Below are 21,860 nucleotides of genomic sequence, written 5' to 3'. Positions count from 1 at the left end.
TTTGGCAGCTCCTACAGGAGTTCGATGTAGGAGCTGCCAAAGGCTGCGATCTTTTGATCTTGCATTCAGCAACTTGATGGAGCGTGGGCGCGCGCCGATCCTTCGCTACACTCGGCGCATCTTCCCCGGAACAACAAGGCTGTTTGCTATGCAAAATCGCATGATGATCACTGGTGCGGGCTCGGGCCTGGGTCGCGAAATCGCGCTGCGCTGGGCGCGTGAAGGCTGGCAACTGGCCTTGTCCGATGTCAGCGAACCCGGCCTGCAGGAAACCCTGAAAATGGTCCGCGAGGCCGGTGGCGACGGGTTCATTCAGCGCTGCGATGTGCGTGATTACAGCCAGCTCACCGCATTCGCCCAGGCCTGTGAAGAGAAGCTCGGCGGCATCGACATCATCGTCAACAACGCCGGTGTTGCCTCGGGCGGTTTCTTCAGCGAGCTGTCGCTGGAAGACTGGGACTGGCAGATCGCGATCAACCTGATGGGCGTGGTCAAGGGCTGCAAGGCGTTCCTGCCGCTGCTGGAGCAAAGCAAAGGCAAGATTATCAACATCGCCTCGATGGCGGCATTGATGCAAGGCCCGGCCATGAGCAACTACAACGTGGCCAAGGCCGGGGTGGTGGCGTTGTCGGAAAGCTTGCTGATCGAGTTGGCGCAACAGGAAGTAGGCGTGCACGTGGTGTGTCCGTCGTTCTTCCAGACCAACTTGCTGGATTCGTTCCGTGGTCCCACCCCGGCGATGAAAGCGCAGGTCGGCAAGTTGCTGGAAAGTTCGCCGATCAGCGCGGCGGACATCGCCGATTACATCTATCAGCAAGTGGCCGCTGGCGAGTTCATGATTCTGCCCCACGAACAAGGCCGGATGGCTTGGGCGCTCAAGCAGAAGAACCCGCAACTGCTCTATAACGAAATGACCTCCATGGCGGAAAAAATGCGCGCCAAAGCCAAACAGAACAACGGCTGAGCTTGCCCGTAGCAGACCGCGTCGTTAGGGTGGCCGCAATGGTCACCCTGTCGAGACGCATCAATGCTCAATTACTTGTGGTTCTTCCTCGCGGCGCTGTTTGAAATCGCCGGTTGCTTCGCCTTCTTCATGTGGCTGCGCCAAGGCAAAAGTGCGTTGTGGGTGATTCCTGCGCTGCTCAGTCTGACCCTGTTCGCACTGCTGCTGACCCGCGTTGAAGCTAACTACGCGGGGCGTGCCTATGCCGCGTATGGCGGGATCTACATCGTCGCGTCGATTGGCTGGCTGATGGTGGTCGAGCGGGTGCGTCCTTTGAGTTCGGACTGGATCGGCGTGGCGCTGTGCGTGATCGGCGCTAGCGTGATTCTGTTCGGGCCGCGATTTTCTGCGGCGTGAGGGGTATTTGTCGGAAACGTCTGACGGCTTGATGCGAGCATGGCTGTAAGGCAAAACTGATTTGCCCGCCATGCATTGTAGAGCCGCGGCAAGCCGCGCATCTTCAGGGTTCGCTAACCCTGAAGGACGAATCTCATGCTTGTACTCAGCCGTGTCGTTGGTGAGTTGATTTCAATCGGCGACGACATTTCCCTGCGCGTGCTGTCGGTGAACGGCTCCAGCGTGCGCTTTGGCGTCGAGGCCCCGCAAAAGGTCAATGTGCACCGCGCGGAGGTCTATGACCGGATCAAGCGCAAGCAGGCCACCGAAAAGCTCCGCTAGGCATTCAATCGAACAGATGCTTGGGCACATCGTGTTTGAGCATCAACTGACATTGCTCGCTTTCCGGGTCGAAGACGATCAGCGCCTGGCCTTTGGTCAAGGCCTGACGCACGCGCAGCACACGGGTTTCCAGCGGCGTGTCATCGCCGTTGTCGGTGCCGTCGCGGGTGACGAAATCTTCGATGAGGCGGGTGAGGGTGTCGACTTCAAGTTGGTCGTGGGGAATGAGCATGGGCACCTCGGCTGAATCAATGGCGGGATGCTACGGCGATTGCGGTTTGCCTGCCAGTTTTGTGTTGCCTATGCCGACCTCATCGCTGGCAAGCCAGCTCCCACAGTAATTGGGGCAACACAAATTTGTGTACACCTCCGATACCTGTGGGAGCTGGCTTGCCAGCGATGGGGCCAGTCCTGTCATCACAAAGCCGGATCAAGTATCGGAACGCTGCCCCACCAGACTGTCCACCGACGGCACCCGCGTATCACTCTCCATCTGTGTGTCATGCTCGATCTGATGACTGAAGCGATCAAGCGAGGCATTCGCCGGCGCGGCATCGCTGGCAAACACTGGCGGGCTCAGAATATAAGCGCCAAGCAAACGACTCAGCGCCGCCAGGCTGTCGATGTGCGTACGCTCATAACCATGGGTCGCATCGCAACCAAACGCGAGCAGGGCAGTGCGGATGTCGTGGCCTGCAGTCACCGCCGAATGCGCATCGCTGAAGTAATAGCGGAACAGGTCGCGGCGCACCGGCAACTCGTTCTCGCTGGCCAATTTCAGCAAATGTCGCGACAGGTGATAGTCGTACGGCCCGCCGGAATCCTGCATCGCCACACTCACCGCATGCTCGCTGGAGTGCTGTCCCGGCGCAACGGGCGCGATGTCGATGCCGACGAATTCGCTGACGTCCCACGGCAATGCCGCTGCCGCGCCACTGCCGGTTTCTTCGGTGATGGTGAACAGCGGATGGCAGTCGATCATCAGTTCCTGGCCGCTGTCGACGATGGCTTTGAGTGCCGCCAGCAGCGCTGCAACCCCGGCCTTGTCATCGAGGTGACGGGCGCTGATATGGCCGCTTTCGGTGAATTCCGGCAGCGGATCGAAGGCGACCACGTCACCGATGCTGATGCCCAGTGAGTCGCAATCGGCCTTGGTCGCGCAGTAAGCGTCCAGACGCAGTTCAACGTGGTCCCAACTGATCGGCATCTCATCCACGGCGGTATTGAACGCATGCCCGGACGCCATCAGTGGCAGCACACTGCCGCGAATCACACCGTTGTCGGTGAACAGGCTGACACGGCTGCCCTCGGCAAAACGGCTCGACCAGCAACCCACAGGGGCGAGGGTCAGACGCCCGTTATCTTTGATCGCGCGGACCGCCGCGCCGATGGTGTCGAGGTGCGCCGAGACGGCGCGATCGGGGCTGTTCTTCTTGCCCTTGAGCGTGGCGCGAATGGTGCCGCGCCGGGTCATTTCGAACGGAATGCCGAGTTCTTCCAGACGCTCGGCGACATAACGCACGATGGTGTCGGTAAACCCGGTGGGGCTGGGAATGGCGAGCATTTCCAGCAGTACTTTTTGCAGGTAGTTGAGATCCGGTTCGGGGATTTGCGTGGTCATGGAAACTCCTGATGGGTTGAGCACACCGATGGTTTCGATGAGGAAAGTTTTGTGTTGCTTGATCGGGCCTCATCGCTGGCAAGCCAGCTCCCACAGTTTTTGTGTGTACCGCAAAACTTGTGGGAGCTGGCTTGCCAGCGATGGCGTCGGTTCAGTCACTAGAGAATCAAGAGACAACCGGCTGACTGTGCGGAAACAACAAATCGACAAACCGCTCCGCCGTCGGCTGCGGCTCATGGTTGGCCAGCCCGGCGCGCTCGTTGGCCTCGATAAACACGTACTCGGGCTGATCCGCCGCCGGCACCATCAGATCGAGGCCGACCATCGGAATATCCAGCGCCCGTGCCGCCCGTACTGCCGCATCGACCAGCGTCGGGTGCAGAATCGCCGTGACATCTTCCAGTGTGCCGCCGGTGTGCAAATTCGCCGTACGCCGCACAAACAAATGCTCACCGGCCGGCAGAATGCTGCTGTAGTCATAACCCGCTGCATGCAAGGTGCGCTGGGTCTCGTGGTCCAGCGGGATCTTGCTCTCACCGCTGGTGGCCGCTTGCCGACGCCGACTCTGCGCCTCGATCAATGCGCCCACCGAATGCTGACCATCGCCAACCACTTCGGCAGGCTTGCGAATCGCCGCGGCCACCACTTCAAAGCCAATCACCAGAATCCGCAGATCAAGGCCTTCATGGAAGCTTTCCAGCAGCACGCGGCTATCAAACTGCTTCGCCGTTTCGATGGCTTGCTGCACCTCTTCGATGCTTTGCAAATCCACCGCCACGCCTTGACCTTGTTCTCCGTCGAGCGGCTTGACCACCACCCGTTGATGCTCGTCGAGGAAGGCCAGATTGTCGTCGGCATTGCCCGCCAATTGCTGCGAGGGCAGGTTCAACCCGGCGCCTTTGAGCACTTTGTGCGTGAGGCTTTTGTCCTGACACAAACTCATGCTGATCGCGCTGGTCAGGTCGCTCAGCGATTCACGGCAGCGCACGCGACGCCCGCCATGGCTGAGGGTGAACAGGCCGGCATCGGCGTCGTCCACTTGCACGTCGATGCCGCGCCGATGGGCTTCTTCAACGATGATCCGCGCATACGGATTGAACTGCGCCTCCGGCCCGGGGCCGAGGAACAGCGGCTGATTGATGCCGTTCTTGCGCTTGATGGCGAAGGTCGACAGATTGCGAAAACCGAGCTTGGCGTAGAGGTTTTTCGCCTGCCGGTTGTCGTGCAACACCGACAGGTCGAGATAACTCAGGCCGCGACTCATGAAGTGTTCGATCAGATGCCGCACCAGCACTTCGCCGACACCCGGGCGCGAGCACTGTGGATCAACCGCCAGGCACCACAGGCTGCTGCCGTTTTCCGGGTCGTTGAAGGCTTTTTGATGGTTCAGGCCCATGACGCTGCCGATCACCGCGCCGCTGTCTTCGTCCTCGGCCAGCCAATACACCGGGCCGCCCTGATGATGCGGAGTCAGCCGCGTGGCATCGATCGGCAACATGCCGCGCGCCTGGTACAACTGATTGATCGCCTGCCAGTCCGCTTCACTTTGCGCGCGGCGAATACGAAAGCCGCGAAACACTCGGGTGGCCTGGCGGTAATCGCTGAACCACAGGCGCAAGGTGTCCGACGGGTCGAGAAACAGTTGCGTCGGTTCCAGGCCGAGAATCTGCTGGGGGGCGGCGACATACAAGGCAATGTCGCGCTCGCCGGGCTGCTCTTTCAGCAGTTCCTGCGCCAGTGATGCCGGGTCGGGAAAGGTATGGCCGATCAGCAACCGGCCCCAGCCGCAATGCAGCGCAATCGGCTCGGCGGCCAGCGTGCTGCCGTCTTCGGCCAGGCGCGCCTGCAAGCGTTCATAGGACGGAGTCTGACCGCGTAGCAGCCGTTGGTTGATGGCCGTGGCGTGGGGTTTCATCAATCAGATTCCTTGTTCACTGAGCCACAGGTTCAGGGCCGCCAGTTGCCACAGCTTCGAACCGCGTAACGGCGTCAGTTGGCCTTGCGGATCGGTCAGCAATTTGTCGAGCATGGCCGGGTTGAACAGGCCGCGATCCTGACTCGGATCAAGCAGCAGTTCGCGCACCCAGTTCAGCGTATCGCCCTGCAAGTGCTTGAGGCCGGGCACCGGGAAATAGCCTTTTTTACGGTCGATCACTTCGCTCGGAATCACTCGGCGAGCAGCTTCTTTCAGCACTTGTTTGCCGCCATCGGGCAGCTTGAATTTGCCGGGTACGCGGGCCGAGAGTTCGACCAGTCGGTAGTCGAGAAACGGCGTACGCGCTTCCAGGCCCCAGGCCATGGTCATGTTGTCGACGCGTTTGACCGGATCGTCGACCAGCATCACCGTGCTGTCCAGACGCAGGGCTTTGTCCACCGCCGCCTCGGCGCCGGGCTGGGCGAAATGCTCTTTGACGAAGTCACCGGCCGCGTCATGCGCAGTCAGCCACTGCGGTTGCACGGTGGCGGCGTAGTCGTCGTAGCTGCGGTCGAAAAACGCGTTGCGATAAGCCGCGTAAGGATCGGCAGCGCCGTCGACTTGCGGGTACCAGTGATAACCGGCGAACAATTCGTCTGCGCCTTGGCCGCTCTGCACAACCTTGCAGTGCTTGGCCACTTCACGCGACAGCAGATAGAACGCAATGCAGTCATGACTGACCATCGGTTCGCTCATCGCGCGGAACGCGGCGGGCAATTGCTCGATGATTTCTTTCTCGTCGATGCGCAATTGGTGATGCTGAGTGCCGTAGTGCTTGGCAATCAGATCGGAATACTGAAACTCGTCACCGCGTTCGCCGCCGGCATCCTGGAAACCGATGGAGAACGTCGAGAGGTTCTCGACGCCGACTTCACGCAACAGGCCGACGAGCATGCTCGAGTCGACACCGCCGGACAGCAGCACACCGACATCCACAGCGGCACGTTGACGAATCGCCACCGCTTCGCGGGTGCTGTCGAGGACGCGGTCGACCCAGTCTTCCAGCGTCAGACTTTTCTCGTCGTCGTGTGGGCCGTAGGGCAGGGTCCACCAGTTTTTCTGCTCGGTGCTGCCGTCGGCTTCAACGCGCATCCAGGTCGCAGGCGGCAGCTTTTCGATGCCGGCCAGCAAGGTGCGCGGCGCCGGGACCACGGCATGGAAATTCAGATAGTGATTGAGCGCCACCGGATCGAGAATCGGGTTGATGTCGCCGCCCTTGAGCAACGCCGGCAAGGCCGATGCAAAGCGCAGGCGTTGGCCGGTGCGCGACAGGTACAACGGTTTCACGCCGAGACGGTCGCGGGCGATGAACAGGCGTTTGGCGTCGCGTTCCCAAATGGCGAAGGCGAACATCCCGTTGAGCTTGGGCAGCAGCGCTTCGCCCCACGCGTGGTAGCCCTTGAGCAACACTTCGGTGTCGCCACCGGAATAGAACGCGTAACCCAGCGCTTCGAGTTCGGCGCGCAGCTCGGGGAAGTTGTAGATCGCACCGTTGAAGGCCAGGGAAAGGCCAAGTTGACTGTCGATCATCGGCTGCGCCGAGCCGTCCGACAGGTCCATGATTTTCAGGCGACGGTGGCCCAGGGCAATCGGCCCTTGGGCATGGAAGCCCCACGCGTCGGGGCCGCGAGGGGCCAGGTGATGGGTGATTCTCTCGATCGCTGCAAGGTCTGCAGGTTGTTGATCAAAGCGTAACTCGCCAGCTAATCCGCACATAAAGTCCTTACCGGTTTTTCCGTTGGGGAGGGGTCAAGCCGTACCTCGCCAGAAGAGCGGGTACTCAGAAACTGACCCGCCCCGGTAAGTGGAGTTTTAGAACGATAAGTTATAAGGCAACAGGTTCCAGCTTGTGCAGCAGAGTGCCCGGTTGTTCGCGCAAATGTTTCTGCACCTCAAACTGCCCGAAGTAGTCGTCCGCCATTTCGCTGTTTATGGGGGCACCGGGCTTCGCGGAGTCTGTTGTGGTCAGGCGTTTTTTCAGATCCACCAGTCGAGACAGCGCATCGTGTTTTTCGATGGCGGTCCAACGATCGAGGCTGGCGAAAACGAGGGCCAGCAATTCATCCGTGGCATAAATACGCAAGCGCCTGTTGAAGTCCTCGTTCGGGCTGTTGAGATGGGCTGCGCTTATAAGTGACGCCTGATTCTCCCGGCGATTGGCGTAGGCGGCCTCGTTGACATTGGCAACCGCCACCGCGAGTTCCCCGGCATCTGCTGTCAACTTATCGAGATGGCGATCGAAAAGATGTTTGTACAGGCCTGTCTCCAGCGGGATGAACGCGATGTCTTCCAGGAACGAAAGGCTTTCCAGATTCAATGTCCGGAAGTCACTTTGTTCGCGGTGGGTCAATTGCGAAATGAACAGTTCTTGCAGTTCTTTACTTGCAACGAAGTTGACGGCCAGGCGATACCTGCACTGGTCTTCACTGTCGTCCTGGTAAAAGCTGTCGCCAGCATCATTGGGAATGTAAACGTAGTAGCTGTCTTTCGTCGATTGATCGGTCTGGCGACAGGTTATCAATACGGCATCTGTCATGTATTTGCCAAATAGTTGTATCGAATACAGCTTGATTCTGGAGTTGTTGAACAGGTCACCATAAACAATGTCTTCGTTGCCTTTGGCGAGGTTCAACAGGGTGACAAGCCGAGAAAGAGGGAAGTTCGGTTTGCTGAAATATTTTCCGAAGGCGGCGAGCTTCATGTTTGTTTTATGCATTCGCAGGCTGATCAATTCGAGACTTGAGACTCTGAACGTTCTGGATATGTGTTTCTTGTATTCGCCCCCGAGATCAAGCTGGCGACTCAACAGCGCAAACGCTTGTGCGGTTATCTGAGTAGGCGTTGAGCCGTCGGGCGCTTCTTCGTCGACTTTGGTTAAGGTCTCGCTGTCGTCCGAGAAGTAACCGGCAGCCGCTTCCTGTTGCGTAAAATTCAGCATCGCTGCCTGCAACAAGGTGTAGGTGTGGGAGCCATCGTCCACGGCTGTCGCGGGTTTGAGCTTGATGCTGTCGTTGATACTGAATCGTCCTCCATACTGTTGCTGCAGCGCCTGTCGCAGCTTTCGCTTGCAGAGATCCTCCAGCGTTTCCAGTTTGCCCAGCAATTGATCAATGTAGTACTGGTAGGGCAGCGCCTCATCGAACAATGCACGGAATCCGTCAAGTCTGACCGGGTCGGCTTTGAGCAATCCGTCACTGATGAATCGGGCAACGACGGTTGCCTTGTCCCGGTTGCCCATTACATTGAGCAGTTTTTTCAGCGTGGCTTCATGGGTCAAAACGCTTGCTTGTTGTTGCGTCTGGATAATCATGTTGGAAATCTCGTGTTGAAGAAGAGACTTGATCCTAGGCCGTCGAAACGAAAAAAAATAACGTGTTTATTTGATCGCTTGAGCCATGAAGTCAGCGGTATTTTGATTGAAATATATACATATCTATCGCCACGGAAAGGTCTGAGTGTGTGTGCGGTATTTGCAGGGGAGATGGCACTCGGGGCACCCTGAAGTTGCCGGAAAAGTGGTGGTAGATATCTATGTTATTGATGAGGGTTGTTGTGGTTTTATGCGTGCAGGAACATCAGGTCTTGGATTGTTAATTGTTCTTCGATTCCGATATGTTCAAACCTCCACTTCGCAATAAAGGACTATTGCCGATGTCAACCAAAGCAAAGCTTTCACAAAAAACAATCCTCAGCACATTGCTCGATGCCACAGAGGATCTCGATACCGCCCAGACTCTGCAAGAAAGCCTACCGGCGCATTTATTGAAAGCGACGGTGGCCGCTTTGTCTGCCCTTGATCAGACAAGCCGTGATCTGCACCAGATTCAGGCGACCGTGGCGGCGGATCTGCTCGCATTGAAGCCCTTGCAGACGTTCTGCATCAGTGAACTGAGCGATGCCTTGAGTCGCAAATGGTCGGTGGTTTTTGATGTCGAGAAAGACTTTCTGAGTCTGCCGGGCGTTGATTGCGGTTGCCCTGCGACCTCTACCGACGAGAACGGTATTCAGACGTTCCCGCACGCTACAACGACGCTGTTGCAAGCGGCGATGCAGAACTTCAGCGAAGACGAGGCGGCTGAGAGCTTTCCGCAAGGCAGTTTTATTCGAGTGCACAGTGCCCCAGACGGTGTCACCGGGCTGACCCCGGCCACGTTTGCCGCTTTTTGCCGAGAGCTGGATTTGGGCAAGCGCTATCAGGAGCATTTCCAGCTGGTGTTCGGCTTGCGCGACAGCGATGACAAGGTGATCGCCACCAGCACCATGACCGCTGATATCGCGAAAATGAAAAAGCTGCTGTTGCAATTCGACATGCACCAGGCAGCTCTTAAAAGCCATATCACCTTGTCTGGTCAGCAAATGCTGCAGAAGCTGATCGACTTCGATGGCGTGGTGTCGGCGCAAACACTGCTCTATGGCAACCGAACGCTGATCATGCAAGGCATTGAAATTTTCGACAGTTGCGTCTGGGGTGTGGTGGTGTTTTCTGCCCGTTCGGTGGAGTTGTACCCCGATGAGTGGTGCCTGGTGTACATGGCGGGTGAGCCCGAGCGACCACTGTACGAATACAGCAGTTTTACCGCGTTCAAGCAGTACCTGACGCAGCAGTTGAAGGTTAAAAGTTACAAGGATTATTTCGCCAACAGCATTGATGAAGACGACAAGGCCGATTTTTTCAAATCACTCGCTGACGGCGCTGATCTGGGCCACATCAAGCAATTGCCGATCGCCGTGCCACTCTTTGAGTTCATGCTGCAAAGCCATGTCGGCAAGCTTCAACTCAACGCGCGCAAACTGGCGGTGCCGACCGCTGATATCGATGAGGATGTCCGCCGGAAACGCTTGCTGGATTTTCTTCAGTTGGGTGTGACCGTTGCGTCCGTGGCGGGGTTCGTCGTGCCGCTGCTCGGGCAATTGATGATGGGCGTTGCAGTCGGGCAGTTGCTCAGTGAAGTTTACGAAGGGGTCGAGGATTGGCGCCGCGGTGATCATCAGAAAGCCCTGTCGCATCTGTTGAGCGTCGTGGAAAACATTGCGCTGACGGTTGCCTTTGCCGGGGGACAAAAAGCCTTGGGAGCGCTGGGTAAGAAACTGCTGCAGTCACACCCGGCGTTCTTCGGCGAATTCACCGCCATTATCAATCACGCTGGCCAGCCGCGCCTGTGGAAACCTGACCTTTCGCGCTATGAGCATTTCCTGCCGACGGGATTGACGGTCGCGCCGAGTTCCGAGGAGTTTTATCAGATCGGTGCGAAAACCATGGCTCGCGTCGATCATCGGTTCTTCGCCGGACCTTATGATTCCGCCGCGAAAGTCTGGCGCCTGGAACATGCCGAACGCACGCAAGCTTATGTGCCGGAGCTTGTGCGGCACGTCGAAGGTGGCTGGCGGCTGCCTGCTGAAGAACCGCAAGAGTGGGGCAGTTCCGCGTACACGCTCAAACGTATTGATCCGCAATTGAGCGAGTTCGTGGATACCGACCTGGACATGATGCGGCGACTCAGCGACACCTCGCCAGAAACCTTGCATCAGGCCTTTACTGACAATCTGAGTTTGCCTGTGCGGCTGCGCGAAACCGTGGAGCGCGCGCGCATCGTGCGTCAGTTGCGGCAATTGACCCGCGAACTGCAGAACGGCGAAACCCATTCCGGCCAGCCTGTTGAAGCGCAATTGCACGCCTTGCCGAAAATGTCCGGTTGGCCGACCGACCGCTACATTGAGGTGACCGACGCAGAAGGCACAGTGACGGCGACCTATCCGCAAACCAAAGTGCTCGACGAATCGCTGGCGGTGGTGGTCAGCGAAAAACAACTGGCGCAGGGCCAGTTGCTGCAATCCGTAGTCGATGGTCTGTATCAGAAAGAGGTGGACACTTTGCTCGGCGGCAAAGTCGCGCAAAGTGTTGAAGAGTCGACGTTGGCAAAGAAACTCGGTGCGGTTTTGCAGGCGGATCATCGCGCGGCTTTCGAGCGTATGTATCAACGCTACGATAAAAGTGACGTCGATGATGTTCTGAAGCTGCGCCGTGTTTTTCCCGATATCCCGGCGCGTTATGCGAAAGCACTCATCGAGCGCGCGTCGAGTGTGCAGCGCCTGCATCTGCGTAAAACCGGTCGAGTACCGCTGCGGTTGGGGCAGGAGGTCAGCGATGGTATTGGCAAAGTGCGACTGGATCGCGCACTGGCGGGGTTTCATTGGCCGAGGCTCGCCAACGCCGACACCGACAGGCTGGCGATTCAGTTGTTGCCTCGTCTGAGCGGCTGGGATTCCCGACTGCGTCTGGAACTGCGCGACAAAACGCTCAGCGGGCCGATTCTGCAAGCCGTTGGCGACACCTCGGCGCTCCCCGCCGATACGTGCTCGCTGGTGAAGTCGGCCGAGGGGTATGAGGCTTTTGGCGGCGACGGCAAAACCTTGGGAAAAGTGGCATTCGGCCCTGACGCGCTGTACGAAGCCATCCTCAAGGCCCTGCCGCGACGCCAGCGAACAGCCATTGGCTTTGCAGACCCGAAGCAGGCCAGCGCGGCAAAGCTGCGCAGCCAGTTGCTCAACGCTGCACTGGATGAGCGCGAGGCCACGGCGCGCACGCTGGTCAATGGCAAGCCTGAGCCGCAGGTTGTCGAACCAATCTGTAATCAGGGTGATCAGCCGCCTGCGGTGCAACATCCACCGGCATTGCTGCGCAAAGTGCGCAAACTCTTTCCGCGCTTGAGTGAAACGCAGGCCAGTGAGTTCATCGATGGCCTGGGAGACGATCAGTTGACTCGTGCGACACGGGTCAATGCCTTGCGCCAGGATCTGCAAAGCTTGCGTGAAGCGCTGTTCCTCTGGAGTGAGGATACTGGCGCAATGAACAAACTCGGAGGGGATCTGGCGGAAGTGCGGCACAGCCGCAAAACCATGGCCGAGCTGATCGAAAACGGATTCCGCCGGTATTACTCCGTCACCAATGAAAACGGGAAATGGGTGGGGGTCCTGAATTTTGATGGCATGCGGGTCGGAAAACTGCCGACGCTGCCCCCGGGGATCAGCTTTGACCACATCCAGAAACTGTTCATGAATGACATGGCACTGGATGATGATGTCGCGTACTTCCTCAAGTCATTCAAAAAGCTTGAGACGCTCGAGCTCGATCGCAATGCCATTACCCGCCTCCCTGAGGTGCTGTCGCATATGCCCGATATCACTCGCTTGTGTCTGGCGGGCAACAAGCTGCAGCTGACCGAGTATACGCTGGCCAAACTCAGCGGTTTGCGCTCGCTGCATCACCTGAACCTCAACGAAAATCCGCTGAATGCCACACCGGATGTCAGACAGATGTTCAATCTGCGTCGTCTGTTACTGCAAGACACCGGCCTCACGGAAATCCCCAAGGGACTTGAGTATCTGCTGTATCTGGACTGGGTGGACTTGCGCAGCAACAAGATCAAGAACCTGCCTGACTGGTTGTTCAAGACACCGCGAAGTTTCAGCCAGGCGCTGGACCTGGGACTCAATCCCTTGGCCGATCCGAGCAAAACGCACCTGGAGAATTATCGCGACAATTTCGGTATCGGTATGGGGTATCTGGAAAACGACATCGCTCGAATGAACGAGCAACAGGCACGCTCGCTTTGGCTTGCTGATAAAACGGCTGAGACGGGGGCCGGGCGTGAACGGATCTGGAACGCATTCAAGGATGATCCACGCGCCGAGAGCCTGTTCCATCTGCTCGCTGAGCTGGGTGATACCGCCGATTCGGAAAAGGTCAACAAGGACATGCAGCGGCGAGTCTGGGCCGTGCTGGAAGCAGCCGAAGCCGATACAGCGCTGTGTGATCAGATACTGAGTCTGGCCGCCACCCCGATCAATTGCACCGACAGTGCGGCAATGAACTTCAGTTATCTGGAGGTCGCCGTGGAGGTCGATCGGGTGACCCGGCTGGCCGGAAACCGGATCGCCAGTGGCAAGCCGTTGCTTGAGCTGGGACGTGGCCTGTTCCGGTTGGAACAATTGAATGAAATTGCTCGGGCGCATGCCGCCAAGGTCCCGAAGGTGGATCCACTGGAGGTAAACCTCGCCTATCGCATCGGTCTGGCCGAGACACTGGAATTGCCCGGCCAGCCGCGCAATATGCTTTTTGGCACATTAGGCGGGGTCACCGCAGCCGATCTGGACGTCGCGAAAAACCAGGTCGCCACGGCGGAACTCTCGCCCAAATGGCTGCAGTTCATGAGTGAGCGGACATTCTGGAGAGACTATCTGGAGCGCACACTTGCGCATCAGTTTTCCTCTGTCCGAGATATGTATGACCAGCGCATGACTGCCTTGGACGCGAAGAAAGACACGATGTCCAGTGTCGATTACGTTAGCCAGTCCGGCGTCCTCAAGGTCGAGCGCCAAAACGCCATGGACGAGGTGATGACGCGTCTGACCACCGATGCGTTGCGCGACGCGGATCTGGGCATCTGCACCTTGGCTGACGGATAAGTGCTACTTGCCGCGAATCAGCTTGCGCAACGCGAAACGGTTGGGATGACAGGCTTCGGCGACGCTTCTGGGCACAGGCAGCGGCTCATCGTCCAGCCAGGCAGCCAGCAGCTCGCCCGACAGCGGCGCGGTGATCAGTCCTCGCGAGCCGTGGCCACTGTTGATGTACAGGCCGTCGAGCCACGGACAGGCGATGTCCGGAATCTGACGGGCGTCCTTGCTCAGCAGCGCATAAGCGTCAAGAAACGCTTTGCGGTCGGCGAGGGGACCGACCATCGGTAAATAGTCAGGGCTGGTGCAGCGAAAGGCTGCGCGGCCCTGCAGGTTTTCGACAGGCTGTTCGCTGATTTTCAGGCGTGCGACAAGGTCAGAGGAAATCTCTGCAAGCATCGTCAGATTGCCTTGGTGTTCGGCGGTGGTCGGTGTCAGATCATCGCTGTTGAAATCGAAACTGGCGCCGAGGGTGTGTTCGCCCAAGCGGGCAGGAGCGACGTAGCCTTCGGCACAGACCACGGTGGCCAGTGTCTGACTCGCTGCGGTTTCGGCGAGACGGGTGATCTGCCCGCGAATGCGCTTGAGCGGCAACTCGGCACTCTGGGCAAAGCGTTGGATTTCGGCGGCACCGGCCAGCACCACGACCGGCGCGCTGGCGAGCAAACGCTCACCGTCCAGCGCCTGCCATTGATCATCGACCTTGCGCAGTTGCAGCGCTTCGCAATGGCTGAGCAGTTCGATGTTCGGCTGCGCCGCTTGCGCCTGACACAGTGCCGGCGGATGCACCCAACCCCCTTCGGCATAGTACAAGCCGCCGTGGGCTACTCCGACTCCGGCACGGGCCTGCGCCTCGGGTTGATCCAGCCACTGCAACAGGTCTTCCGGGAAGGCTTCAGCCAACTGCGCGTGACGCTCGGCTTCCTTGGTATTGAACGCCAGTTGCAGCACGCCACAATCGTCCCAGTCAGTGCCGCGTTGCAGGGTTTCCAGCAGGCGCCGGGTGTAACCGAAACCGCTGACGATCAGCTGCGACAGCGCCGTGCCGTGGGCGGACAACTTCAGGTACAGCACGCCCTGCGGATTGCCCGAGGCTTCCTGCGCCACGGCTGCATGGCGTTCGAGCAACGTCACCTGCCAGCCGCGTGCGGCCAGGCTGGACGCCGTGGCACATCCGGCGAGACCGGCGCCAATCACCAGAGCTCGACGGTCACTGGTGATCGGCGCAGGGCGAGCAAACCAGGGTTTTTCCGGCGCCGGCGGCGTCACCTCTGCCGGCCAGCCGAGGAATTCGCCACGGAGGATTTCCCACTTGTGGCCGATGCCCGGCGTGCGCTTCATTTTGAACCCGGCGGCATTGAGCAAACGCCGTACCCAGCCGGTGCTGGTGAAGGTGCTGATGGTCGAACCGGGCGCTGCCAGTCGCGCCAGTTCGACAAACAGTTCGGCGGTCCACATGTCGGGGTTTTTCGCCGGGGCGAAACCGTCGAGAAACCACGCGTCGATCTGTGCGTCGAGCTGCGGCAGTTGCTCCAGTGCATCGCCGATCAACAGCGTCAGCGTCACGCGGCCGTTGGCCAGGGTGATGCGCTGAAAGCCGGCATGGATTGCCACGTAATGGCGCAGCAACTGATCGGCCAACGGTTTGAGTTCCGGCCAGAGTGCCAAGGCACGCTTGAGGTCGGCGGGGCTCAACGGGTATTTTTCGACGCTGACAAAATGCAGTCGCGCACCGGCCACGGCGTGTTGCTCGAACAACTGCCAGGCGCAGAGAAAATTCAGCCCGGTGCCAAAACCGGTTTCACCAATAACCAGACGACCAGTTGCCGGCAGTGCGGCAAAACGCTCGGCCAGGCGATTCTGTTCGAGGAACACATAACGGGTTTCTTCCAGACCTGATTTGTCGGAAAAATACACGTCATCGAACACCCGCGAACGCGGGCGTCCCTGGTCATCCCAGTCGAGTTGGGCGTGGGGCAATACAGGTTTCATGGCAGGCTCGGCAACGACAAGGCGGCCATTCTAGCCGATCGCGCAGGCGCTGCTTGATCCATGGCAAGGCTAGCGCCCGACGACTCGCGGACAATCCGCGACCTGCGGGAATTTCTGCGCCGTTGCTGTGCCCAATCCGCTAGTCTTGCTGAATCCTGGAAGGAGCCGTCCCATGTTTGAATCCGCTGAAATCGGTCACGCCATCGACAAAGACACCTATGAGGCGGCCGTCCCGGCATTGCGTGAAGCCTTGCTCGAAGCCCAGTTCGAACTGCAACAGCAGAAGCGTTTTCCGGTGATCATCTTGATCAACGGTATCGAAGGTGCGGGCAAGGGCGAGACGGTCAAGTTGCTCAACGAGTGGATGGACCCGCGCCTGATCGAAGTGCGTACTTTCGATCAACAGACCGATGAAGAGTTGTCCCGGCCACCGGCCTGGCGTTACTGGCGGATGCTCCCGGCCAAGGGCCGCATGGGGATTTTCTTCGGCAACTGGTACAGCCAGATGCTCCAGGGGCGGGTGCATGGCTTGTTCAAGGATCCGCGTCTGGATCAGGCGATCGCCGGTGCCGAGCGCCTGGAAAAGATGCTCTGCGATGAAGGCGCGCTGATCTTCAAATTCTGGTTTCACTTGTCCAAGAAACAGATGAAAGCGCGGCTCAAGGCGCTGGCCGATGACCCGTTGCACAGCTGGCGCATCAGCCCGCTGGACTGGCAGCAGTCGGAAACCTACGACAAGTTCGTCAAGTACGGCGAGCGCGTGCTGCGCCGTACCAGCCGTGATTACGCGCCGTGGCATGTGATCGAAGGCGTCGACGCCAACTACCGCAGCCTGGCGGTCGGCAAGATTCTCCTCGAGGGTTTGCAAAATGCGCTGAAGCGTCCGGACGTACATCCCCACGATGTCAGCGCCGCGCCGTTGGGTACGCCGGTCGATCAGTTGAACCTGCTCGACAGCCTCGACCTGACCCAGCGCCTGGAGAAGAAAGACTACGAAGAACAACTGATCACCGAGCAGGCGCGATTGTCCGGGCTGATGCGCGACAAACGCATGCGCCGCCACGCGCTGATCGCGGTATTCGAAGGCAACGACGCGGCAGGCAAGGGCGGGGCGATCCGTCGGGTCGCGGCGGCGCTCGATCCGCGCCAGTACAACATCGTGCCGATTGCCGCACCGACCGAAGAGGAGCGGGCGCAGCCTTACTTGTGGCGCTTCTGGCGGCACATTCCGGCGCGCGGCAAGTTCACCGTGTTCGACCGCTCCTGGTACGGCCGGGTCTTGGTCGAGCGGGTCGAAGGCTTTTGCACGCCAGCCGACTGGCTGCGCGCCTATGGCGAGATCAACGATTTCGAAGAGCAACTGGCCGATGCCGGCGTGATCGTTGTGAAGTTCTGGCTGGCCATCGACAAGGACACGCAGATGGAGCGTTTCCAGGAGCGTGAAGAGATCCCGTTCAAGCGCTTCAAGATCACCGAAGACGACTGGCGCAATCGCGACAAATGGGACGCCTACCGGGCCGCCGTGGGCGATATGGTCGACCGCACCAGTTCGGAGATCTCGCCATGGACGCTGGTCGAAGCCAATGACAAACGCTGGGCCAGGGTCAAAGTGTTGCGCACGATCAACCGCGCGCTGGAAGACGCCTTCGAGAAATCCGACAAGCGCGCAAAGAAACACAAGGATTGAGCCGATAGACGCGCATACGCGGGGTGAATGATTGTCGCGGTCGTTGATGCAGTGGACTTATGCTCGGTCCACTCTCAACTGACCACAACAATGAGGTATGCCATGCGTGAAGTGGTGATCGTCGACAGCGTGCGGACTGGCCTGGCCAAATCCTTTCGCGGCAAGTTCAACCAGACCCGTCCCGATGACATGGCGGCTCATTGCGTCAACGCCCTGCTTGAGCGCAACGATATCGACCCGGCGAGCGTCGAGGATTGCATCGTTGGTGCCGGCTCCAACGAAGGTGCGCAGGGTTACAACATCGGCCGTAATGTCGCGGTGCTGTCGCGGTTGGGTACCGGCACCGCCGGCATGACCCTCAACCGTTTCTGTTCATCGGGCTTGCAGGCTATCGCCATTGCCGCCAACCAGATTGCCTCGGGTTGCAGCGACATCATCGTTGCCGGCGGCGTCGAGTCGATCAGCCTGACCATGAAAAGCGTCAACACTGATCACTTGATCAACCCGCTGCTCAAGCAACAGTCGCCGGGCATCTATTACACGATGGGCCAGACCGCCGAAGTGGTCGCGCGACGTTATGGCGTCAGTCGTGAAGCGCAGGATCGATATTCGCTGCAAAGTCAGGTTCGCACTGCGGCAGCTCAGGCCGCAGGGCTGTTCAACGATGAAATCGTGCCGATGGCGGTCAAGTATCGTGTCGAGGACAAGAACACCGGTGAGGTGCAGATTCTCGATGGCGTGGTCGACCGCGACGACTGCAACCGTCCGGACACCACCTATGAAAGCCTCGCTGGACTGAAACCGGTATTCGCCGAGGACGGTTCGGTGACGGCGGGCAACTCGTCGCAACTGTCTGACGGTGCGTCGATGACGCTGGTGATGAGCCTTGAGAAAGCGTTGCAGCTGGGCCTCAAGCCGAAAGCGTTTTTCCGTGGCTTCACCGTGGCCGGCTGCGAGCCGGACGAGATGGGCATTGGCCCGGTGTTCTCGGTGCCGAAACTGCTCAAGGCCAAGGGCCTGCAAGTGGCGGAAATCGATCTGTGGGAGCTGAACGAGGCGTTCGCTTCGCAGTGCCTGTACAGCCGTGATCGGCTGGAGATCGATAACGACAAGTACAACGTCAATGGCGGCTCGATTTCCATTGGTCACCCGTTTGGCATGACCGGATCGCGGCAGGTCGGGCATCTGGTGCGTGAGTTGCAGCGGCGGAATTTGCGTTACGGCATCGTGACCATGTGCGTGGGCGGCGGGATGGGTGCGACGGGGTTGTTTGAGGCGGTGCGTTAAGCCAGAACATTTTTGTTGTCTGTTCCATTGCTATCGCTGGCAAGCCAGCTCCTACAGGTTTCGGAGCGTTCGCAAAATCTGTGTACGCCACCAATTCTGTGGGAGCTGGCTTGCCAGCGATTGGATCACCACCACTTAGCGGTTGGAATCCTGCAGCTGCATCCGCGCGATATAGGCTTTTATCTCCAGCTCAGCCTTCTTGGCACTCTCAAACGGCCCCTCAAGGGTATTTTCCCGAGTGCTGAAAAAAAGTTCGCCATTGACCCGGCACAACCGCTCGCTGCGAAAGCGCATGGCGGGGGCGCTGTCCTGCGCGCGCATTCCTAACATGATCGGTCTCCTCGGCTGATGTGCTGAAAGGGATCCAATGAGCTTATGCCTGAAGCACTTGGCGCGCCCGCTCAGCCGATCAACGGCGGCGCGTCAATTTACTGCTGCGACCTGCACAGTTTCATTCGCGCCCTGACCGCAACTGTCCCTGTGTCGCGCCCGGTGGCACGCCTAGAATGAGCGCACTTGTCAGCAGGCTTTGGGGTTTCCATGCACATATCATCCGGTCGCTGGGTCTACGGCTTGTTCCTGGCACTGCTGACTGCGTTTTTGTGGGGTATCCTGCCGATCAAACTCAAACAGGTATTACTGGTGATGGACCCGGTGACGGTGACCTGGTTTCGCCTGCTGGTGTCCGGCGGCTGTCTGTTCATCTATCTGGCGGCGGTAAAACGCCTGCCCAGCCGCAAAGTGCTCGGGCCCAAGGGTGGCTGGCTGGTGTTGATGGCGGTGCTCGGGCTGGTTGGCAACTATGTGCTGTACCTGATGGGCCTCAATCTGCTCAGCCCCGGTACCGCGCAACTGGTGGTGCAGATGGGCCCGATCATGTTGCTGATCGCCAGCCTGTTTGTGTTCAAGGAACGCTTCAGTATTGGCCAGGGGATTGGTCTGGCGGTGTTGTTGATCGGTTTTGTGCTGTTCTTCAATCAGCGGCTGGCCGAACTGCTGACCTCACTGTCGGATTACACCGCTGGGGTTTTGCTGGTGCTGTTGGCGTCGACGGTGTGGACCTTCTACGCGCTGGGCCAGAAGCAATTGCTGACGGTGTGGAATTCGTTGCAGGTGATGATGGTGATCTACCTGTTCTGCGCGCTGTTGCTGACACCGTGGGTGCACCCGCTTGAGGCGCTGAACCTGAATCCCTTGCAGGGTTGGCTGCTGCTGGCGTGCTGCATGAACACGCTGATTGCCTATGGCGCGTTCGCTGAAGCGTTGGCGCATTGGGAGGCGTCGCGGGTCAGTGCGACGTTGGCGATTACGCCATTGGTAACGTTTGGTGCGGTGGCGATTGCGGCCGGGATCTGGCCCGAGTACGTACATGCCGAGCAGATCAATGCGCTCGGCTATGGCGGGGCGGTGCTGGTGGTGTTGGGTTCGGCGCTGGTGGCGTTGGGGCCGTCGTTGATCGCCGGTTTGAAGGCGCGGCGGATGAAGATGGCCGCCAGTTAAACCGCGCCGCTGCCATTCGCGAGCAGGCTCACTCCTACAGGGGGAATGCGTTCCAAATGTAGTGTTCCAAATGTAGGAGTGAGCCAAATGTAGGAGTGAGCCTGCTCGCGATGACTTACTAAGAAACGCTACAAATCTCAGCCCTTGGCGCCAGCCTCGATCATATTCTCCGGCCGCACCCACGCATCAAACTCTTCATCGGTGAGATACCCCAGCGCCAACGCCGCCTCACGCAAGGTCAGCCCTTCGCTGTAGGCCTTCTTGGCGATCTCCGCCGATTTGTCATAACCGATATGCGGATTCAGTGCGGTCACCAGCATCAGCCCACGCTCCAGATGTCGTGCCATGACTTCGGCATCCGGCTCCAGCCCGGCAATGCAGTGCTGCTGGAAGTTGCTGCAACCGTCGGCCAGCAAGCGAATCGATTGCAGCAGGTTGTGGATGATCACCGGTTTGAACACGTTCAACTGCAAGTGACCCTGACTGGCGGCAATGCCGATGGTCACGTCATTGCCCAGCACCTGACAGGCGAGCATCGACAGCGCTTCGCATTGGGTCGGGTTGACCTTGCCGGGCATGATTGAACTGCCCGGCTCGTTCGCCGGCAGCCGCACTTCGGCAAACCCTGCGCGTGGCCCGGAGCCAAGCAGACGCAGGTCATTGGCGATTTTCATCAGCGCCACGGCGAGGGTTTTCAGCGCGCCGGAGAGGCTGGTCAGCGGTTCGTGGCCGGCGAGGGCGGCAAACTTGTTCGGTGCAGTGACGAAGGGCAGGCCTGAGAGCGCCGCCAGTTCGGCGGCAATCGCCTCACCAAAACCGTGTGGCGAATTCAGCCCGGTACCGACCGCGGTGCCACCCTGGGCCAGTTCACACACCGCCGGCAGTGCCGCGCGGATTGCGCGTTCGGCGTAATCCAGCTGCGCGATGAACCCGGACAACTCCTGACCGAAGGTGATCGGCGTCGCATCCATCATGTGCGTACGTCCGGTCTTCACCAGTTTCATGTGCCGCGCGGCCAGTTCGGCGAGGCCGCCGGACAACTCGGCAATCGCCGGCAGCAGTTGTTCCTGCACCGCTTGCGCGGTGGCGATGCTCATGGCGGTAGGGAAGCAGTCGTTGGAGCTTTGCGAGCGGTTGACGTGATCGTTGGGGTGCACCGGCGTCTTGCCGCCGCGCGGGTTGCCGGCCAGTTCGTTGGCGCGACCGGCGATCACTTCGTTGACGTTCATGTTGCTCTGCGTGCCGCTACCGGTCTGCCAGACCACCAGTGGAAACTGGTCGTCGTGCTGGCCGTCGAGCACTTCGTCAGCGGCCTGTTCGATCAGGCGGGCGATGTCGGCGGGCAGGTCGCCGTTGCGGTCGTTGACCCGGGCCGCGGCTTTCTTGATCAGGGCCAGGGCGTGCAATACCGGCAGCGGCATGCGTTCCTGACCAATGGCGAAGTTGATCAGCGAGCGTTGCGTCTGAGCACCCCAGTAGGCGTCGTCCGGGACTTCGATCTGGCCCAGGCTGTCGGTTTCGATACGGCTCATCGTGCACACTCCTGTTGGTCTGTTTGCGCAGTTTAGGCCCGGTCGGGCCCAGGTGGTTCCCTCGATCCGATTGTTGACCGGTAAAACCCCGCCAATCAAGCGCGGCAAGGCTCGGGGGTTGAGCGACG

At 59.3% G+C, this 21,860-nt stretch carries 15 protein-coding genes; 7 read left to right on the top strand and 8 right to left on the bottom strand.

Translation table 11 applies throughout. The annotated features are described in order from the left end of the window. The first annotated feature begins 148 nt into the window (after nucleotides 1-148). The 3 genes from PMI23_RS15510 to csrA all read left to right on the top strand — a co-directional run bounded on the left by PMI23_RS15510 (nucleotide 149) and on the right by csrA (nucleotide 1,681). A complete protein-coding gene (locus PMI23_RS15510; protein WP_007908355.1) occupies nucleotides 149-964 on the top strand; it encodes an SDR family oxidoreductase in 816 nt (271 codons plus the stop codon). A 63-nt stretch (nucleotides 965-1,027) separates the two neighbouring features. Further along, nucleotides 1,028-1,360, top strand: a complete 333-nt coding sequence (locus PMI23_RS15505) for a YnfA family protein (RefSeq protein WP_007908357.1) — start codon at nucleotides 1,028-1,030, stop codon at nucleotides 1,358-1,360. 135 nt (nucleotides 1,361-1,495) lie between these two features. Continuing rightward, nucleotides 1,496-1,681, top strand: coding sequence for a carbon storage regulator CsrA (gene csrA, locus PMI23_RS15500; RefSeq protein ID WP_007908359.1), 186 nt, complete (start codon nucleotides 1,496-1,498; stop codon nucleotides 1,679-1,681). Between the two features lie 4 nt (nucleotides 1,682-1,685). On the opposite strand, the gene PMI23_RS15495 is transcribed toward csrA, so the two are convergent. The 5 genes from PMI23_RS15495 to PMI23_RS15475 all read right to left on the bottom strand — a co-directional run bounded on the left by PMI23_RS15495 (nucleotide 1,686) and on the right by PMI23_RS15475 (nucleotide 8,587). Further along, nucleotides 1,686-1,913: a YheU family protein gene (locus PMI23_RS15495; protein WP_003199186.1), complete on the bottom strand. Its 228-nt coding sequence runs from the start codon at nucleotides 1,911-1,913 to the stop codon at nucleotides 1,686-1,688. Between the two features lie 198 nt (nucleotides 1,914-2,111). After that, complete coding sequence (locus PMI23_RS15490; protein ID WP_007949948.1) at nucleotides 2,112-3,302, bottom strand: osmoprotectant NAGGN system M42 family peptidase; 1,191 nt, start codon at nucleotides 3,300-3,302, stop codon at nucleotides 2,112-2,114. 166 nt (nucleotides 3,303-3,468) lie between these two features. Continuing rightward, entirely contained in the window at nucleotides 3,469-5,217 is a 1,749-nt protein-coding gene (gene ngg, locus PMI23_RS15485) for an N-acetylglutaminylglutamine synthetase (RefSeq protein ID WP_007908368.1), read from the bottom strand. Between the two features lie 3 nt (nucleotides 5,218-5,220). Continuing rightward, nucleotides 5,221-6,993, bottom strand: a complete 1,773-nt coding sequence (locus tag PMI23_RS15480; RefSeq protein WP_007908369.1) for an N-acetylglutaminylglutamine amidotransferase — start codon at nucleotides 6,991-6,993, stop codon at nucleotides 5,221-5,223. A 109-nt stretch (nucleotides 6,994-7,102) separates the two neighbouring features. Next, a complete protein-coding gene (locus PMI23_RS15475; protein ID WP_007908370.1) occupies nucleotides 7,103-8,587 on the bottom strand; it encodes a dermonecrotic toxin domain-containing protein in 1,485 nt (494 codons plus the stop codon). A gap of 341 nt (nucleotides 8,588-8,928) precedes the next feature. On the opposite strand from PMI23_RS15475, the gene PMI23_RS15470 reads away from it, so the two are divergent. After that, complete coding sequence (locus tag PMI23_RS15470; RefSeq protein WP_007908371.1) at nucleotides 8,929-13,743, top strand: NEL-type E3 ubiquitin ligase domain-containing protein; 4,815 nt, start codon at nucleotides 8,929-8,931, stop codon at nucleotides 13,741-13,743. Between the two features lie 3 nt (nucleotides 13,744-13,746). Here PMI23_RS15470 and mnmC read toward each other — a convergent pair whose 3' ends face one another. Beyond that, entirely contained in the window at nucleotides 13,747-15,726 is a 1,980-nt protein-coding gene (gene mnmC, locus PMI23_RS15465) for a bifunctional tRNA (5-methylaminomethyl-2-thiouridine)(34)-methyltransferase MnmD/FAD-dependent 5-carboxymethylaminomethyl-2-thiouridine(34) oxidoreductase MnmC (protein ID WP_007949947.1), read from the bottom strand. A gap of 172 nt (nucleotides 15,727-15,898) precedes the next feature. Between mnmC and pap the strand changes: the two genes are divergently transcribed. Together pap and PMI23_RS15455 are read left to right on the top strand one after the other, a co-directional pair. Beyond that, on the top strand, nucleotides 15,899-17,413 hold the full coding sequence (gene pap / locus PMI23_RS15460; protein ID WP_007908377.1) for a polyphosphate:AMP phosphotransferase: 1,515 nt from the start codon (nucleotides 15,899-15,901) through the stop codon (nucleotides 17,411-17,413). A gap of 102 nt (nucleotides 17,414-17,515) precedes the next feature. Continuing rightward, entirely contained in the window at nucleotides 17,516-18,700 is a 1,185-nt protein-coding gene (locus PMI23_RS15455; RefSeq protein ID WP_007908378.1) for a thiolase family protein, read from the top strand. A 135-nt stretch (nucleotides 18,701-18,835) separates the two neighbouring features. Here the strand turns inward: PMI23_RS15455 and PMI23_RS15450 are convergent, their stop codons facing one another. Continuing rightward, nucleotides 18,836-19,030: a DUF6316 family protein gene (locus PMI23_RS15450; RefSeq protein ID WP_007908380.1), complete on the bottom strand. Its 195-nt coding sequence runs from the start codon at nucleotides 19,028-19,030 to the stop codon at nucleotides 18,836-18,838. Between the two features lie 210 nt (nucleotides 19,031-19,240). On the opposite strand from PMI23_RS15450, the gene PMI23_RS15445 reads away from it, so the two are divergent. After that, on the top strand, nucleotides 19,241-20,200 hold the full coding sequence (locus PMI23_RS15445) for a DMT family transporter (RefSeq protein ID WP_007908382.1): 960 nt from the start codon (nucleotides 19,241-19,243) through the stop codon (nucleotides 20,198-20,200). 137 nt (nucleotides 20,201-20,337) lie between these two features. On the opposite strand, the gene PMI23_RS15440 is transcribed toward PMI23_RS15445, so the two are convergent. Then, nucleotides 20,338-21,732, bottom strand: coding sequence for a class II fumarate hydratase (locus PMI23_RS15440; RefSeq protein ID WP_007908383.1), 1,395 nt, complete (start codon nucleotides 21,730-21,732; stop codon nucleotides 20,338-20,340). Nucleotides 21,733-21,860: the final 128 nt, after the last annotated feature.

The sequence above is a fragment of the Pseudomonas sp. GM24 genome, assembly GCF_000282235.1.
Taxonomy (GTDB): domain Bacteria; phylum Pseudomonadota; class Gammaproteobacteria; order Pseudomonadales; family Pseudomonadaceae; genus Aquipseudomonas.
This window is presented reverse-complemented; position numbering and strand designations above follow the sequence as displayed.

Coding starts and splice junctions, on each gene's coding strand:
- PMI23_RS15510 (WP_007908355.1), top strand. CDS start 149: ATGCAAAATCGCATGATGATCACTGGTGCGGGCTCGGGCCTGGGTCGC.
- PMI23_RS15505 (WP_007908357.1), top strand. CDS start 1,028: ATGCTCAATTACTTGTGGTTCTTCCTCGCGGCGCTGTTTGAAATCGCC.
- csrA (WP_007908359.1), top strand. CDS start 1,496: ATGCTTGTACTCAGCCGTGTCGTTGGTGAGTTGATTTCAATCGGCGAC.
- PMI23_RS15495 (WP_003199186.1), bottom strand. CDS start 1,913: ATGCTCATTCCCCACGACCAACTTGAAGTCGACACCCTCACCCGCCTC.
- PMI23_RS15490 (WP_007949948.1), bottom strand. CDS start 3,302: ATGACCACGCAAATCCCCGAACCGGATCTCAACTACCTGCAAAAAGTA.
- ngg (WP_007908368.1), bottom strand. CDS start 5,217: ATGAAACCCCACGCCACGGCCATCAACCAACGGCTGCTACGCGGTCAG.
- PMI23_RS15480 (WP_007908369.1), bottom strand. CDS start 6,993: ATGTGCGGATTAGCTGGCGAGTTACGCTTTGATCAACAACCTGCAGAC.
- PMI23_RS15475 (WP_007908370.1), bottom strand. CDS start 8,587: ATGATTATCCAGACGCAACAACAAGCAAGCGTTTTGACCCATGAAGCC.
- PMI23_RS15470 (WP_007908371.1), top strand. CDS start 8,929: ATGTCAACCAAAGCAAAGCTTTCACAAAAAACAATCCTCAGCACATTG.
- mnmC (WP_007949947.1), bottom strand. CDS start 15,726: ATGAAACCTGTATTGCCCCACGCCCAACTCGACTGGGATGACCAGGGA.
- pap (WP_007908377.1), top strand. CDS start 15,899: ATGTTTGAATCCGCTGAAATCGGTCACGCCATCGACAAAGACACCTAT.
- PMI23_RS15455 (WP_007908378.1), top strand. CDS start 17,516: ATGCGTGAAGTGGTGATCGTCGACAGCGTGCGGACTGGCCTGGCCAAA.
- PMI23_RS15450 (WP_007908380.1), bottom strand. CDS start 19,030: ATGTTAGGAATGCGCGCGCAGGACAGCGCCCCCGCCATGCGCTTTCGC.
- PMI23_RS15445 (WP_007908382.1), top strand. CDS start 19,241: ATGCACATATCATCCGGTCGCTGGGTCTACGGCTTGTTCCTGGCACTG.
- PMI23_RS15440 (WP_007908383.1), bottom strand. CDS start 21,732: ATGAGCCGTATCGAAACCGACAGCCTGGGCCAGATCGAAGTCCCGGAC.